At 66.2% G+C, this 14,218-nt stretch carries 14 protein-coding genes; 12 read left to right on the top strand and 2 right to left on the bottom strand.

The features are described from left to right. The first annotated feature begins 8 nt into the window (after nt 1-8). From L1081_RS27990 to L1081_RS27970, 5 genes are read left to right on the top strand one after another with little or no spacing between them, the layout of a single operon-like run. Entirely contained in the window at nt 9-1,037 is a 1,029-nt protein-coding gene (locus tag L1081_RS27990) for an amidohydrolase family protein (RefSeq protein ID WP_489417882.1), read from the top strand. A 4-nt stretch (nt 1,038-1,041) separates the two neighbouring features. Continuing rightward, nucleotides 1,042-1,749, top strand: a complete 708-nt coding sequence (ligK, locus tag L1081_RS27985) for a 4-carboxy-4-hydroxy-2-oxoadipate aldolase/oxaloacetate decarboxylase (protein ID WP_489417881.1) — start codon at nt 1,042-1,044, stop codon at nt 1,747-1,749. Between the two features lie 15 nt (nt 1,750-1,764). Next, on the top strand, nt 1,765-2,781 hold the full coding sequence (locus L1081_RS27980) for a tripartite tricarboxylate transporter substrate-binding protein (protein WP_489417880.1): 1,017 nt from the start codon (nt 1,765-1,767) through the stop codon (nt 2,779-2,781). A gap of 17 nt (nt 2,782-2,798) precedes the next feature. Beyond that, entirely contained in the window at nt 2,799-3,704 is a 906-nt protein-coding gene (locus L1081_RS27975; RefSeq protein WP_489417879.1) for a DUF1932 domain-containing protein, read from the top strand. Further along, complete coding sequence (locus tag L1081_RS27970) at nt 3,701-4,393, top strand: substrate-binding domain-containing protein (protein ID WP_489417878.1); 693 nt, start codon at nt 3,701-3,703, stop codon at nt 4,391-4,393. Before L1081_RS27975 ends, L1081_RS27970 begins: the two co-directional genes overlap by 4 nt. A gap of 18 nt (nt 4,394-4,411) precedes the next feature. On the opposite strand, the gene L1081_RS27965 is transcribed toward L1081_RS27970, so the two are convergent. Next, a complete protein-coding gene (locus L1081_RS27965; protein ID WP_489417877.1) occupies nt 4,412-4,819 on the bottom strand; it encodes a VOC family protein in 408 nt (135 codons plus the stop codon). Next, nucleotides 4,816-5,307: a helix-turn-helix domain-containing protein gene (locus tag L1081_RS27960; protein ID WP_489417876.1), complete on the bottom strand. Its 492-nt coding sequence runs from the start codon at nt 5,305-5,307 to the stop codon at nt 4,816-4,818. The genes L1081_RS27965 and L1081_RS27960 overlap by 4 nt, the downstream gene beginning before the upstream one ends. Before the next feature lie 97 nt (nt 5,308-5,404). Here L1081_RS27960 and L1081_RS27955 point away from each other — a divergent pair, with 97 nt between their 5' ends. The 7 genes from L1081_RS27955 to L1081_RS27925 all read left to right on the top strand — a co-directional run bounded on the left by L1081_RS27955 (nt 5,405) and on the right by L1081_RS27925 (nt 14,140). Then, a complete protein-coding gene (locus L1081_RS27955) occupies nt 5,405-5,884 on the top strand; it encodes a VOC family protein (protein ID WP_489417875.1) in 480 nt (159 codons plus the stop codon). A 53-nt stretch (nt 5,885-5,937) separates the two neighbouring features. Then, nucleotides 5,938-6,309 (top strand): VOC family protein, encoded by a 372-nt coding sequence (locus tag L1081_RS27950; protein WP_489417874.1) that lies wholly within the window; start codon nt 5,938-5,940, stop codon nt 6,307-6,309. 555 nt (nt 6,310-6,864) lie between these two features. Continuing rightward, a complete protein-coding gene (locus tag L1081_RS27945; protein WP_489417873.1) occupies nt 6,865-9,219 on the top strand; it encodes a phage tail-like protein in 2,355 nt (784 codons plus the stop codon). A 20-nt stretch (nt 9,220-9,239) separates the two neighbouring features. After that, nucleotides 9,240-10,082, top strand: a complete 843-nt coding sequence (locus tag L1081_RS27940) for an OmpA family protein (RefSeq protein WP_489417872.1) — start codon at nt 9,240-9,242, stop codon at nt 10,080-10,082. Between the two features lie 96 nt (nt 10,083-10,178). After that, nucleotides 10,179-10,895, top strand: coding sequence for a response regulator (locus L1081_RS27935; RefSeq protein WP_489417871.1), 717 nt, complete (start codon nt 10,179-10,181; stop codon nt 10,893-10,895). Then, nucleotides 10,892-12,187 carry a FecR domain-containing protein gene (locus L1081_RS27930; protein WP_489417870.1) on the top strand — a complete coding sequence of 432 codons (1,296 nt, stop codon included), beginning with the start codon at nt 10,892-10,894 and terminating at the stop codon, nt 12,185-12,187. The genes L1081_RS27935 and L1081_RS27930 overlap by 4 nt, the downstream gene beginning before the upstream one ends. Then, nucleotides 12,188-14,140: a CHASE2 domain-containing protein gene (locus L1081_RS27925; protein ID WP_489417869.1), complete on the top strand. Its 1,953-nt coding sequence runs from the start codon at nt 12,188-12,190 to the stop codon at nt 14,138-14,140. It begins immediately after the preceding gene. Nucleotides 14,141-14,218 lie beyond the last annotated feature (78 nt).

Genomic DNA, 14,218 nt, shown 5'->3' with positions numbered 1-14,218 from the left:
GAATCGCCATGATCATCGACTGCCACGGCCACTACACCACGGCGCCCAAGGCGCTGGAGAACTGGCGCAACCAGCAGATCGCGGGCTTGAAAGACCCCGCGCTGAAGCCCCGCGCCGCCGACCTGAAGATCAGCGACGACGAGCTGCGCGAGTCGATCGAGACCAACCAGCTGCGCCTCATGAAGGAACGCGGCAGCGACCTGACGATCTTCAGCCCGCGCGCGAGCTTCATGGCGCATCACATCGGCGACTTCGAAACGTCTTCGACCTGGGCCGCCATCTGCAACGAGCTGTGCTTTCGCGTTAGCCAGCTGTTTCCGGAGCATTTCATCGGCGCGGCCATGCTGCCGCAGTCGCCCGGCGTGGCCCCGCGCAGTTGCATCCCCGAGCTGGAGCGCTGCGTGCGCGACTACGGTTTCGTGGGAATCAACCTCAACCCTGACCCCTCGGGCGGGCACTGGACCTCGCCGCCCTTGTCGGACCGCCACTGGTACCCGCTCTACGAGAAGATGGTCGAGCACGACATTCCGGCCATGGTGCACGTGAGCACGAGCTGCAACGCCTGCTTCCACACCACCGGCGCGCACTACCTGAATGCCGACACCACGGCCTTCATGCAGTGCCTCACGTCGGACCTGTTCACCGACTTTCCGACCCTGCGCTTCGTGATCCCGCACGGCGGCGGCGCGGTGCCCTACCACTGGGGCCGCTTTCGCGGCCTGGCGCAAGAGATGAAGAAGCCGCTGCTCAAGGACCACCTGCTCAACAACATCTTCTTCGACACCTGCGTGTACCACCAGCCGGGCATCGACCTGCTGACGCGCGTGATTCCGGTCGACAACATCCTGTTCGCGAGCGAAATGATCGGCGCGGTGCGCGGCATCGATCCCGAGACCGGCTTCTTCTACGACGACACGCGCCGCTACATCGACGCCACGCCCATGCTCGACGCCGAAGCGCGCCACAAGGTGTTCGAAGCCAACGCGCGCCGCGTGTACCCGCGCCTGGACCGCGCACTCATCGCCAAGGGGCTCTGATCTCATGACTTCTTTTTCTTCCAACTCCCTCCAGCAGATCGGCGTGGTCCATCGTAAGGTGGCGCGCGCGGATGCCGCCGCGGTCGACAAGCTTTCGCGCTTCGGCGTCTCGACCGTGCACGAAGCGCTCGGCCGGCTCGGGCTGATGCAGCCGCGCATCCGTCCGATCCACCCCGACGCGCGCTTCTGCGGTCCGGCCGTCACGGTGCTGCTGCAGCCCGGCGACAACTGGATGCTGCATGTGGCGGCCGAGCAGATCCAGCCCGGCGACGTGGTGGTCGCGGCCTGCACCAGCGACAGCACCGACGGTTTCTTCGGCGACCTGCTCGCCACCTCGTTCAAGGCGCGCGGCTGCAAGGGCCTGGTGATCGACGGCGGCGTGCGCGACGTGCGCGACCTCAACGCGATGGGTTTCCCCGTGTTCAGCCGCGCCATCCATTCGAAGGGCACGATCAAGGCCACGCTCGGCTCGGTCAACGTGCCGGTGGTGTGCGCCGGCGCACTGGTGCATCCGGGCGATGTGGTGCTCGCAGACATCGATGGCGTGGTGGTGGTGCCGGCCGCGCGCGCGCAGCAGGTGGCCGATGCGGCCGAAGCGCGCGAGGCCAACGAGACGGCCAAGCGCGCGCGCTTCGCGGCCGGCGAGCTCGGGCTCGACATGTACGCCATGCGCGAGCCGCTGGCCAAGGCCGGCCTGCGCTACATCGACTGACGGCGGCGGGACGGCATGGCTCGCATCATCGGCGCCGCGACGACCGGCATCACCCGCCGCCAGGCCTGCATCTTTTCCGCAGGCAGCGCGCTCTGGCTCGCGAGCCGCAGTGCCGCGGCCGAGACCTATCCGGACCATCCGCCGCACCTCGTCGTGCCGTTCACGCCCGGCGGCTCCACCGACGTGCTGGCGCGCGGCATCGGGCAGGAGCTCGGCCGCGCGTGGAACCAGGCCGTGGTGATCGACAACGTGCCCGGCGCGGGCGGCTCCGTCGGCGCGGAGAAGGTCGCGAAGGCGCCCGCGGACGGCTACACGCTGCTGATGGGGCACATCGGCACGCTGGCCATCAACCCGTCTCTCTACCCGAAGCTCGGCTACCACCCGCTGCGCAGCTTCGCGGCGGTGGCATGGGTCGCGCGCGTGCCGAACGTGCTCGTGGTCCATGCGTCGGTGCCGGCGCGCACGCTGGCCGAGCTGATCGTGCTGGCCAAGGCCAGGCCCGGCCAGCTGGCCTATGGCTCGGGCGGCAACGGCAGTGCGGCGCACATTGCGATGGAATACCTCAAGCTGCAGACCGGCGCCTCGCTGCTGCACATTCCCTACCGCGGCACCGCGCCGGCCGTGAACGACCTGCTGGCGGGCCAGCTGCAGGCACTTTTCACCGGCACGCCCGCGCTGCTGCCGCACATCAAGGCCGGCAAGCTGCGCGCGCTCGCGGTGTCGAGCCCACGCCGCATCGCGTCGCTGCCCGACGTGCCCACGGTGGCCGAGAGCGGCGTGCCCGGCACCAAGGATTTCGAGGCCGACCAGTGGTACGGCGTGGTCGCGCCGGCCGCCACGCCCGCGCCGATCGTTGCGATGATCAACCAGCAGATCAACCGTTCGCTCGGCTCGGCGGAGGTCAGGGCGCGCCTGGCGGCCGAGGGCGCCGAGGCCACGCCCGCCACGCCGCAAATCTTCGGCCAGCTGATCGCGAGCGAGATCGTGCGCTGGGAGCGCGTGATCAAGTCGGCCCGCATCACCGTCGATTGAACAGCTAGGAGACACACATGGGCATCACACTGGGCATCGTCGGCTGCGGCGAAGTGGGCGGCATCTTCGGCCGCGGCCTGCTGCACAAGGAAGGCATCGAGGCGGTCTGGGTCTGGGACCTGAAATTCGCCGATCCCGCAATCGGCGCAGCGGCCCGTGCCGCCGCCGAAGCCGACGGCCTGCGCGTCGCATCGGGCATGCAGGCGCTGTGCGCCGCGGCCGATCTGCTGATCTCGGCCGTGACCGCCTCCAACACCTTCGCGGTGGCCCAGGAGACCGCGCGCCATGCGCGTGCGGGCAGCCGCTTTCTCGATCTCAATTCGGCCTCACCCGGCACCAAGCAGCGGGCCGGCGCGGTGCTCGAAACCGCCGGCGTCGGCTATGTGGAAGCCGGCGTGATGACCTCGGTGCCGCCCTACGGGATCCGCGTGCCCATGCTGCTGGGCGGCGCTCAGGCCGAGGCGCTCGCGGCCACGCTGTGCGCATGGGGCATGGACGCGCGCGCCGTGAGCGAGCGGCTCGGCGTGGCCTCGGCCATCAAGATGAGCCGCAGCATCATGATCAAGGGACTGGAGGCGCTGGTGATCGAAAGCTACACCACGGCGCGGCGCTACGGCGTCGAGGCGCATGTGCTGCCCACGCTCGCGGAGACCTTTCCGCAGATCGACTGGGAGCGCCAGGGCGCCTACTTCTTCAGCCGCGTCGTGCAGCATGGCAAGCGGCGCGCGGAAGAAATGCGCGAGGCGGCGCAGACCGTTCGCGAGACCGGCTTCGAGCCCTTCATGGCGGCGGCCATTGCAGCCAAGCAGGACTGGGTCGCGCAGCAGGCGCGTACCGGCCTTGTCGAAGGACTGGACGCCAAGAGCCCATGGCAGGACTACGCGGACCGCCTGATCGGCAGAGGGCAGGGCGGCGAGAAATGACGGCGCCCGCGATCCGTGGCCTCTGCTCGATGGCGACGCGGGGCTTGCTGGAGGAGCTTGCGGCCGCCCATTCGCAACGCAGCGGCGTGCCGGTCTCCTTCCTGGCGGTCGGCGGCGTCGAGGCGGCGCGGCGCGTGGCCGCGGGCGAGCCCTTCGATGTGGTGGTGCTGGCCTCGGAGGCGATCGACACGCTCGTCGCGCAGGGCAGGCTCGATGGCGCAGGCAAGGTCGACTTGGTCCGTTCGGGCGTGGCCGTGGCGGTGCGCGCGGGCGCGGCGCGTCCTGACATTGCCACCGAAGACGCGCTGCGCAGCGCCGTGCGAACTGCACCCGGCATCGCATATTCGACCGGGCCGAGCGGCGTCGCCTTGATGGCCTTGTTCGAGCGCTGGGGCATCGCCGGCGAGATCCGCGACCGCCTGGTGCAGGCGCCGCCCGGCGTGCCGGTCGGCGCGCTGCTCGCACGCGGCGATGCCGCGCTGGGCTTTCAGCAACTGAGCGAGCTGGTCGGCGTCGAAGGCATCGACCTGGTCGGCCCCTTGCCGCCGGAGGTCCAGATCACCACGGTCTTTTCCGCAGCGCCGGTGGTCGGCTGCGCGCAGCCGGCCGCGGTGCGCGCGCTGCTCGAATCCATGCGTTCGGCGGACAGCGCCGAGGCCAAGCGCCGCCATGGCATGGCGCCGGCCTGAGGCAAGCTCGGCGGGGGCTCAGCCGCGCCCCTGGATCATCTTCCATCCGTTCCCCGACGGATCGCGAAAGCCCGCGTCCACGGTGCCATAGCGCTCCACCGGCTCCTGCGTGAATTCCACTCCCAGCGCAAGCAACCGGGCGTAGGCGGCGCGGCAGTCGTCCACCTTCAGCACGAGCGGCGGCATCGCGCCCTTGGCCACGATGGCGCGCACCGCCTGCGCCGTGGCCGCATCGAGCACCGGCGGCCCGGGCTTGAACAGGCCGAGCTGGAACGACGGCTGCTCGGGGTGCTGCACCGTGAGCCAGCGGTAGTCGCCGTTTCCCACGTCCGTGTGGATGCGAAAGCCGAGCTTCTCTACATAGAACGCCAGCGCCTCGTCCTGATCGTGCACATACAGACCGGCCACTTCAATGCCCTGATTCATGGGATCTCCTGTTGTTGGGGCTTGTTTGTACCGTCTGCGGCCAGGCGCCGCTTCTCCGAAACTGCGGTTGTGAGATGGGGCCGGTGCGCGGCATTGACGATGCAGGCGGGCACCCGGCCGAGCTCGTGCGGCGTGGCCTTGGCGCGCGAGCGGATCGCGCTCGGGCTGCTGCCGGTGATGTCGCGGAAGGTGCGCCCGAAGGTGCCCAGGCTCGCCCAGCCGGTCTCGAAGGCGATGTCGGTGATGGGCCGGTCGGTCTCGCGCAGCAGCGCCATCGCGCGCTCGATGCGCCGCGTGAGCAGGTACCGGTGCGGCGGGCTGCCGAAGGCCTGCTTGAACGATCGCGCGAAGTGCGCCTCCGACACGCCGCTCACCTGCGCCAGCCGCTCGACGGGCCACTCCTCGTGCGATGCGGCGTCCATCCGGTCCTTGGCGCGCAGCAGCCGCCGCAGCAGTGCGGGGTCCTGGTTGATCGGGTTGATGGCCATCGCAAAATTATCGGGGACGCGCGTGTGGCGGCTGGAGGCGCTATCCTGCCGTGGATCGCAACTGGCGTTCGAATCTGTCCCATTCAGGAGACCCAAGATGATCAGCAAGAACACGATTTGTCTCTGGTACGACGGCACCGCCCTGGATGCCGCCAAGTTCTACGCCGAGACCTTCCCCGACAGCGCGGTGGGCGCCGTCCATCGCGCGCCCGGCGACTTTCCCTCGGGCAAGGAGGGCGATGTGCTGACGGTCGAGTTCACGGTGATGGGCATCCCTTGCCTGGGCCTGAACGGGGGACCGGCGTTCAAGCACAGCGAGGCCTTCTCGTTCCAGGTTGCGACCGACGACCAGGCCGAAACGGACCGCTTGTGGAACTCGATCATCGGCAACGGTGGCCAGGCAAGCGCATGCGGCTGGTGCAAGGACAAGTGGGGACTGTCGTGGCAGATCACGCCGCGCGCCCTGACGGCCGCCATCACCGATCCCGACCCGGCGGCAGCCAAGCGCGCGTTCGAAGCCATGATGGAGATGACAAAGATCGACATCGCCGCGGTCGAAGCGGCTCGGCGCGGCTGACGCGTTCGCACGCCAGCCTCGGCCCCAGTTTCACTGCAGCAATTGGAGAAACCATGCAGCTTCGCACCGCGCGCATTTTTGTCCGGGACTTGCCGGGCGCCTCCCGCTTCTATGGAGAAATGCTCGGCCTGCCACTCAAGGCCGACGGAAGCAGGCAGGGATACTGCATCTTCGATGCGGGCCCGACGAGCCTGGTGGTCGAGCAGGTCGACGAAAGTGCTCCGGCGCAGGACCAGGCGCTCATCGGACGCTTCACAGGGCTGTCTTTCGATGTCGCGGACGTCCAGTCGAAGTTCAGGGAGCTTTCCACGCTCGGCGTTGCATTCACCGGCCAACCCGAGCAGCAGGACTGGGGCGGCATCCTCGCCACGCTTCGCGACCCTGCCGGCAACGAGCTTCAGCTGGTGCAGCAGCCAGTGCGATAGCGTCGATTTCCGATTGGCAGCGTCGCTGCCCGAAGCGCCTACGCAGCTTCAACCCAGGTGCCCGTCCGGGCCTATGAAGTAGCCGGCGTACCCGCCGTAGAAAGTATCGGCCGCGGTTTTCACCATCGTGGCACCGGGCGCCTCCGGCGCCACGGTCATATCGTCGCCCCCAGACCGGACGACCATCGTGCTCGACGGTCGATCGACGCAGCGTCATCGCGCCGGGCCTGCACTGCTGCATTCATTCGATCACTGCTTCATGTTTCCAGAAGCAGGGAACCGAATGCGCTGGGAATTAATACGAAGAATTTCTACACGTCTCATTTGGCAATTGCGCCCGCACTTATGGAGTTGGCAGGACGACCCGCAATTGGCGTTCTTCTAAACCTGTCTGCGTATTACGTTTCTCTACTTCCAAAGCCTCAACTTGGTAGGAAATGTGCAGTTCTTCACCAAATCAGCTTGCAGATTGTTAACAAAGGTCAGGAATCGTTTTCCAATCGATAGGAGTAAGCAGAATTCCGCTCACTTTTTGAAACACTTGGAGGTGAGCTTATGAATGAATCCTATCGATCTCTGGAACGCGAAGCCCTTGACATTGAGGTGAGCAAGTCAACGGCGGCCCGTGTTCCTGGCAAGAAATTTCGCGCCAAACGTTCAACGCTGGCCGCTTGTGTCGTCGTATTGGCGGGCACGGCGCAGGCACAAGTCAAGATCGGCGACAACCCGCTGAGCATCAATCCCGGCTCTGCGCTCGAAGTCGAAAGCACCAATCGCGGTGTCCTCATCACACGCATTGCGGTGACCGACCGCAACACCTGGGGTCTCAATGGAAATCAGCCTGTCGACGGCATGATTGTCTACAACACGACGGCGACAACCGGGGCTAATGGCCTGCAGGAAGGTCTGGCTGTCTGGAAGAACGGTCAATGGATCAGCGCAGACGAAACGCCGTACTTCCATACCAATTCGACCCTTGTCGGCAATTCGACCCTGGCAAATTCGGGTGCTACTGGCGCGAATTCCGTTGCTATCGGCCCCAATGCGGTGGCCTCCGGCGCCAACACGGTGGCGGCCGGTCTTGGTGCCACGGCGGTCACGCCCAACAGTGTGGCGCTGGGGGCCAATGCCAACGCAAGCAATGGCGGCCTCGTGGCCATCGGGCCCGGTGCACGGTCGCTGGCGCAGAACACGATTGCGATTGGCGGAACGGCTACCACCCGGCTGGGCATCGCCATCGGCTTTGCGTCGACTTCAGCCGGCAACGGTGCCGTCGCGATCGGCGACGCCACGACCTCGAATGCGTTCTCTACTGTCGCGCTGGGCCAGAGCGCCGTGGCCACGAACGACTATGCCATCAGCATGGGACGGCTGGCGAACGCGAGCAACGTGCGCGCGACGTCCTTGGGTGCGAACTCGGCGGCATCGGGTATCGCTGCGACGGCCCTTGGATCGATGAGTGCCGCCACCGGCAACTACGCAACCGCCACCGGTGGACGGGTGTACCTGCTCAATGGTGCCCCGCTGGACAGCACGTATACCCCCAACGCCGGGTTCGCAACGGCCTTTGACAGTTTCGTAGACACGCAGGCAACGGGCATTCTGGCGACGGCCAACGGGTCAGGAGCGAGAGCCACTGCGGACCGGAGCTTGGCGCTGGGTGCATTGAGCCAGGCAAGCCAGGCCGGCGCGGTGGCGTTGGGTGCGGATTCTGTCTCCGACCGCGTGATTGCCCCTACGACGGGCACCATTCCCGCCGGCAGCTCCCTCATCGACTACAACACCACCGACCGGACGCTCCTCGGTGCGGTTTCCGTCGGCAATGCGACCAGCTACCGTCAGATCACCAATGTGGCCGACGGGACGCAGGCACAGGATGCCGTCACGATCCGGCAGTTGTCCAGCGCGCTGCAGTCCTTTGCCGTCACGCCTGCGAAGTACTTCCACGCCAACTCAAGCGCCGCGGATTCTCTCGCCATCGGCACCGAATCGGTGGCCGTGGGCCCCCAGACGGTGGTCAACGGCAACAACGGCGTGGGCATCGGCAATGGTGCTGTGGTGCAGCAGAGCGCGCCTGGCGGTATCGCCATCGGCCAGAGTGCCACCTCGCACATGGCGGACTCCATTGCACTGGGCACCCAGTCCTCGGCTGCAGCTGTCCAAGGCGTGGCCATCGGCGCAGGCACCAGTGTCACCCAGGCCGGGGGCGTTGCGCTCGGCGCCGGCTCGGTCGCTTCGACAGCCGCAGGCGTGGCCGGCTATGTGCCGCCGACGGCCACCGACTCGCAACGCCTCGCGATTGGTGCCACCACCAGCACGCTGGCTGCGGTGTCGGTCGGTGATGCTGCCAACGGCCAGTTTCGCCAGATTACCGGCGTGGCCGCAGGCGCGGCCGACAGCGATGCGGTGAACGTGTCACAACTGAGAGCGGTGCAGGGCACGGTGGCCGTGATCGACCAGTCGACAGTCAAGTACGACACCAATGCCGACGGCACGACCAACTACAACAGCGTGACCATGGGCGGCGCCAATTCGACCAACCCGGTGGCGATCCACAACGTCGCCAACGGCGTTGCACCCAACGACGCAGTCAACGTGAACCAGCTCAACAGCGCGGTCGGGGGTATCAACAACCGCATCAATGCGCTGGACGACAAGGTCAATGCCAACACCAAGATGCTCTCGGGTGGTATCGCAGCTTCAGCCGCGATGGCGGTGGTTACGCCGGTGGAGCCGGGCCGCTACCACGTGAGCGGCGCCGTGGCCGGTTACAACGGCCAGGCCGGCATCGGCTTCAACCTGCTCAAGCGTTCCGAGAACGGACAGACCACCCTGCACGCCGGCGTGGGCTGGGGTTCGGGTGGCAGCAAGGCCATCGTGCGCGTGGGCTTTGGGTTCTCGTTCGATTGACCGGCAGAGGAGCAATATTCATGAAAAAACACAATGCAATCCAATCTCTCGCGCTGGTAGTTCTCGCGGCAATGCTGGGCGGCTGCGCCTCCAACGTCAACACGCCCGATCAGGCGGCCGAGGCATCCGCTGCCAATGAGTCCGTGAGCTTTCCCGATGCGGGCAACGCCTGGCTCAAGGGTGGAACCTTCATCGACGTGGAGCAATTGCGCCGCATCGGCCGCGGCATGACGAAGAACCAGGTGCGCGAGCTCATCAGTTATCCGCATTTCAGCGAGGGCTTGTTTGGTCCGAAGGAATGGGACTACCTGTTCAACTTTCGCACCGGCCGCGGCGACGAATTCATCACCTGCCAGTACAAGGTGGTCTACAAGGATGGCGTCTCCGATGCGATGTACTGGAAGGACCCGGCCTGCGCGGGCTATCTCCAGCCCAGAGTCAGCGAGGTGGTGCGCCCGGTGGCGGCCACGGCGGCACCGCAGCGGTTCAAGGTCGCGGCCGATGCACTGTTTGCCTTCGACAGGTCAAGTACGGCCGACATGCTGCCCGAGGGCCGAAATCAGCTCGACGCGCTGGCGGCGCAGCTCAAGGGGCAATACAAGCGCTTCGACACGGTCACCGTCATTGGACACACCGACAGGTTGGGAAGCGACGCCTACAACCAGGCACTTTCGATCGCGCGTGCAGCCACGGTGCGTGACTACCTGATCGCGCAGGGCCTTCCGCAATCGGCGCTGCGTGCCTTCGGTGTCGGCAAGACGCAGCCGCTGGTCCAGTGCACTGACAGCCAACAACGCGCCCAACTCATTGCCTGCTTGCAGCCCAACCGGCGTGTGGAACTCGAAGTCACCGGTGAGCGATAGATTGCGTTGCCGCACGATGCCATTGAAGGCACCGCTGCCCGCTCGGCCCGGGCGAAGACCCCATGCATCATCGGAGCGGCTGTGAGGGAGTCATCGGTGAGCCACAAGTCTGGCGACACGCCAGCGTCGCGGCCGCGCGTCGCGCTGCTTGAAGACTCCCCGGAAGAGGCGCAGGCGGCGATCGAACTTCTGACCCACAACGGCCATCGGGTCGTGCATCAAGAAAGCGGGAAGGTCTTCTTCGAGATGCTGCAGCGCGACAGCTTCGACATCCTCATCCTCGATTGGAGCGTGCCGGAGCTGTCCGGCTATGAGGTGCTGCGCCGCGTGCGCGATAACCTTCGCTCCAATGTGCCTGTGGTGATGCTCACCGCGCGCGGCAGCGAGTTCGAGGTGGTGCAGGCCCTCAACGGAGGCGCCGACGACTATCTTGTGAAGCCGTGGCGACCGTTCGAACTGCTGGCCCGTCTTCAGGTGCAGCTGCGCAGCGGCCGATCGCAACCCGCCGCGCCGGGCGAAGACGAGATCGAAGGCTGGCATTTCAGTGCCGCAGATCAGACCGTCAGAAGGGGTACCGAAGAATTCCGTCTGCCGCTGAAGGAGTTCGAGGTCGCTCGAATGTTGTTCCGCCATCTGGGGAGGCCGTTGTCGCGCGAGCACTTGAACGAAACGCTCTGGGCGCGGCAGGCAGCATCGCGAACGATAGACACCCACGTATCGCGGGTACGCAGCCGCCTTGGATTGACCATCGACAGAGGGTTTCAGCTGCAGGCAATCTACGGCTTCGGCTACCGGTTGGACCGCGTCGCATGAGTGCAATTCGATGGCTGGCCATCGCGTGCCTGTGTCTGCCCGTGGGCCTGGCTGCTCAACCCACGCCGCACGTCGTGCAGCCTGGAGAAACCCTGTGGGGTATTTCGCAGCGGCATCTGGGCCGGCCGCTGCTGTGGCCCTCGATCCAGCAACGCAACGGCGTGGCCGAGCCGCGGCAACTGCCGGTCGGCAAAGTCCTGCATTTCGCCGATGGGAATTCCCAGGCCGTCGTGGTGGCCGTCAGCGGCGACGTGCGTGCGGAGTCCGGCAACGGCGAGCGCAGCGCTGCACAACCGGCCATGCGGCTTTCCGAGGGCGGGTGGATCCGCACCGGGCCCGACAGCTTCGTCACGCTGCGGCTGCCCGATGGCTCGCTGTGCACGCTGCCTTCGAACTCCACTGTCCGGCTCGTCCGGTTTTCCGATGCGGCGGGCCGCGCCGCTGCGGTGCTGGACCTGCAGGCGGGCGAAGTCGAATCGCGCGTGCCGCCCAGGGTAGTTCCTGCGGGCCAGGACGTGTTTCGGGTGCGCACGCGCATGGCGACCGTGGGCGTGCGTGGCACCCACTTTCGTGTGAACCTTGCCAATGAACATCGTGTGGTGGTGAGCGTGCTGGAGAGTGGTGTCGTGGTCAGCACGCCAACACAGCCGGACCTGCCGGTGAGGGCACCGCAGGGCGTGGTCATCGACGATGGCCCGCAGGGCGGCGCTGTGCAGGACCTGCTGCCGGTACCCGATTGGATCGATTCCGGCCTGCCGCAAAACCAGCCGGCCGTCCTGCTGGCGTGGGCCGAGGTGACCAGCGCTGCCGGTTACCACACGCAACTCGCACGCGACGCCGAATTTCTGGACGTGGTGGCCGAGCGGCATGTGGCGCGCTCCGGTCCCCGCGAACTGGCGCTGTTTGACGGGATTCCCAGCGGAAGCTACTTCGCTCGGGTAGCGGCCGTGACGCCGGAAGGGATCGAGGGGCAAGCTGCGGTCAGCGCCTTTTCGCGGGCATCCTTGTCGGCCTCTCTGGTGGGCCGGATGCGCTGGATCGCCGCCAGCAACGAGATCGAACTCGACTGGGATCCGGTTGCCGGCAGCACCTACGGGCTGGAGATTGCCGAGGATGCCGCGCTCGCTCGCGTTGTGGTACGGGTGGACGGTCTGCTCGGTCACCGCGTGCGGGTGGAGGCATTGCCGCCGGGCCAGTACTTTTGGCGGGTGCGCGCCGAAACGATTTTGCAGGGCCAGCGCTCCGAGACCGTCGGCCCGGTGCTGCCCTTGCTGATCGAAGGGGTGCGCTGAGTGACCGCGGGGGTCGAGTCTTCCAGGCCCCGCGTCCTCTGGCGCGAATGGATCGCTTGCCTGCTGATCGTGCTGGCTTTTGCCGGGCTGGTGCAGCGTTACGGGATTCTGGAGCGGGTGGATCTTGCGGTCTATGACGAGCTGCTCCGGCTCGATGCCAAGCCCGCTCATTCGGAGATCTTGATCGTCGCAGTGGACGACGCGAGCCTGCAAGCACTCGGTCGCTGGCCTTGGCCGCGCGAATTTCACACACAGCTATTGCAACGCCTCGCCGCCGCGGGGCCGCGTGCGGTCGCGTTCGACATGCTGTTCACCGAAGCGGCGAGCGAACCGGGGGCAGACCTTCGATTGGCAGGTGCCCTAGACCTCATGAAGGCGGTCAGTCCGGTATTTCTTCCAATGACAGTGCGCACCCCCTTGGTGACAGGTCGAACGCCCGAAGTGCTCACCCCCTTGCCGCTCCTGGAGCGGGCGGTGACAGGGCTGGGTCACATTCATGTGGAACTGGACAGCGACAGCGTAGCTCGCAGCCTTTATCTACACGAGGGCAACGCCGGGCATCGTTGGCCGGCGCTGTCGCTGGCACTTGCGCAAGTCAGTGATGCAAACAAACCCGCCGGCGGCCCCGATGAGCCGCAGGATGGCACGGGCTGGCTGCGTGGATCTCGCATCCTCATCCCGTTCTCAGGCCCCCCGGGGCACTACAAGACCGTACCCTATGTGAGCGTGCTGAACGGCGAGGTACCTGATGCCGCATTGCGCGGGAAGACGATCTTGATCGGGTTGACCGCAACGGGGATCGGTGACCAGTACCCGACGCCTTTCTCCAGCGGCTCGGGTCTGATGCCAGGTGTCGAGATCAATGCCGCGGCGCTGGACGGATTGCTGCGCGACCGCTCGCTGATTCCGGTCCCTCCGTGGCTCCAGGCCGTCATTTCTGCGCTTGCACTGCTGGGCTGGATGATCTGGCTCTGGCGTGCGGGACCGCGTGCGAGCCTCTTGGGCCTGTCGGCCTTTGGTGTGCTGGCGATGGTGATCACGACGGTACTGCAGATGGGGCTGCGCTGGTGGTTGCCGGTGGGAGGCTGGATGCTGGGGGCGTTGTTGGGCTATCTGCTCTGGAGCTGGAGACGTTTGGCGGTGCTGTTGGCCGATCTGAGCCTGCGCGCCGACGCGATGCTGCCAGGATCGACGCAACCGAAACGGGATGGTTGGCAGCAAGTGGTTGATGCGCTTGACCGTGCCTTGCAGGCCAGGCATCACGCGGAGCGCCGGCGCACCGAGGCGCTGCAGCTGCTCTCGCATGATCTGCGCGCCCCGCAGTCGGCCGTGCTTGCACTCTTGCGCACGCAGCCTCCACACCGTGGTGAGGACGCGCTGCTGTATGGGCGCATCGAGCGACAGGTAAGAACCACGCTTTCCCTGGCGGACGATTTTGTATTGCACCTGCGTGCAGAGGGCGAGGAGTATGTGCGAGAGGAGGTCGATCTGGCACAGCTTCTGACCGAAGTTTATGAGCGTGTCTGGCCGCTTGCCAAGGAAAAGGGCATTCGGCTCACACTCACTCTGCCGGAATTTGATGACGACGCTCCAGGCTGTTGGCTGTGCGTCGAGCCTCGCTTGCTCGGTCGCGCGCTGTTCAACCTGGCCGAGAACGCCGTCAAGTACAGCTCGGCCGGCAGTCACACTGACTTGGCGCTGGTCTGGACGCCGGGGCAGGTGCCCGTGGTTACGGTGAGCGATCAGGGCGATGGAATTCCGGCGTCAGCGTTGCCGACCTTGTTCGAGCGCTACAGCCGGCTCGAGCAAAACGGAGGCGTTGCTGGCCATGGACTGGGCTTGAGCTTGGTCAAGACGGTCATCGAGCGCCATGGCGGCAGCATCGAGGTTCGGAGTGCCCCCGGAAAAGGAACAGTGTTCAGCATCACATTCCATGAGAACGACGGAGCCTAGCGCCGCGACGCATACTCGCCATCGGGAAGTGCACAAGCGTTTTGCCGGTGGTTCCGTTCTTCGACGTCGTGGTGGCAG

It is taken from the genome of Variovorax sp. MSC1_012, from assembly GCF_023667525.1.
GTDB lineage: Bacteria > Pseudomonadota > Gammaproteobacteria > Burkholderiales > Burkholderiaceae_C > Variovorax > Variovorax beijingensis_B.
This window is presented reverse-complemented; position numbering and strand designations above follow the sequence as displayed.

Coding starts and splice junctions, on each gene's coding strand:
- L1081_RS27940 (WP_489417872.1), top strand. CDS start 9,240: ATGAAAAAACACAATGCAATCCAATCTCTCGCGCTGGTAGTTCTCGCG.
- L1081_RS27960 (WP_489417876.1), bottom strand. CDS start 5,307: ATGGCCATCAACCCGATCAACCAGGACCCCGCACTGCTGCGGCGGCTG.
- L1081_RS27930 (WP_489417870.1), top strand. CDS start 10,892: ATGAGTGCAATTCGATGGCTGGCCATCGCGTGCCTGTGTCTGCCCGTG.
- L1081_RS27965 (WP_489417877.1), bottom strand. CDS start 4,819: ATGAATCAGGGCATTGAAGTGGCCGGTCTGTATGTGCACGATCAGGAC.
- L1081_RS27970 (WP_489417878.1), top strand. CDS start 3,701: ATGACGGCGCCCGCGATCCGTGGCCTCTGCTCGATGGCGACGCGGGGC.
- L1081_RS27955 (WP_489417875.1), top strand. CDS start 5,405: ATGATCAGCAAGAACACGATTTGTCTCTGGTACGACGGCACCGCCCTG.
- L1081_RS27950 (WP_489417874.1), top strand. CDS start 5,938: ATGCAGCTTCGCACCGCGCGCATTTTTGTCCGGGACTTGCCGGGCGCC.
- L1081_RS27975 (WP_489417879.1), top strand. CDS start 2,799: ATGGGCATCACACTGGGCATCGTCGGCTGCGGCGAAGTGGGCGGCATC.
- L1081_RS27980 (WP_489417880.1), top strand. CDS start 1,765: ATGGCTCGCATCATCGGCGCCGCGACGACCGGCATCACCCGCCGCCAG.
- L1081_RS27990 (WP_489417882.1), top strand. CDS start 9: ATGATCATCGACTGCCACGGCCACTACACCACGGCGCCCAAGGCGCTG.
- L1081_RS27945 (WP_489417873.1), top strand. CDS start 6,865: ATGAATGAATCCTATCGATCTCTGGAACGCGAAGCCCTTGACATTGAG.
- ligK (WP_489417881.1), top strand. CDS start 1,042: ATGACTTCTTTTTCTTCCAACTCCCTCCAGCAGATCGGCGTGGTCCAT.